The sequence below is a fragment of the Zhenhengia yiwuensis genome (assembly GCF_014384995.1).
Taxonomy (GTDB): domain Bacteria; phylum Bacillota; class Clostridia; order Lachnospirales; family Cellulosilyticaceae; genus Zhenhengia; species Zhenhengia yiwuensis.
Genome location: NZ_JACRSY010000120.1, coordinates 1 through 716, shown reverse-complemented (window position 1 = coordinate 716; position 716 = coordinate 1). Strand labels below are relative to the sequence as shown.

General features: G+C 36.0%; 1 protein-coding gene. It reads right to left on the bottom strand.

The window, feature by feature from the left end; translation table 11 throughout:
• A partial coding sequence (locus H8718_RS20340; RefSeq protein WP_249334873.1) for a hypothetical protein occupies positions 1-716 on the bottom strand: 716 nt, incomplete at both ends.

Genomic DNA, 716 nt, shown 5'->3' with positions numbered 1-716 from the left:
AAATAACTTTTTTATTTGCCTTATCTTCTTCATTGGCATAGATAGGATATTGCTGACCGTTATTTGAGATAATAGTTTGAGTTGAAGATAGACCGAACGGAATATATGAGGTTGGAGTAGTAGCGTTTTCCTCAACAACCATAGCTTGAAGTTTAATACGTCCGCTTCCTACACCAGCAAACATCCTCAATATAATATCTCCAGAAACATCAGATTTTGTTGTAAACATAAACTCTTTTACTCCCGTGCTACCTTTCGGTAAATCAAAGCTTCCCGCAAACACGGTTCCACTATGCGCACCATTGTTTATGCTGAAAGGTCCTGACAATGTATTTTCTAAAATGATTAAAACTACTTTGTACTTGGTATTAGGTAGTAATTCTGCACCTTTTTTCAAAAAACAGTTGCTATATTCTGTAGGAGTATCTATTGTAATAATATTATTCATGTCATCTATTTTAGTTTGTCCAGTAACAGATGAGAACGAACTTCTTTCTATTGTTTTTGCATAGTTCTTAACCGTCTGCCCCTTAATCTCGCCCGAAATAACCCTTGCTTCAATCCCATTATTAACTTCTACAGGGCTTCCATCTGAACTCGTAAAATCTTTCCCCATTGTTTTAAGCACACCCATATACTCTTCACGTAAAGTGCGACCTGTTGACATTTCTACATGGTCTTCATCGCTTGCAAGTTTTAAAATACTTGTTTTACCT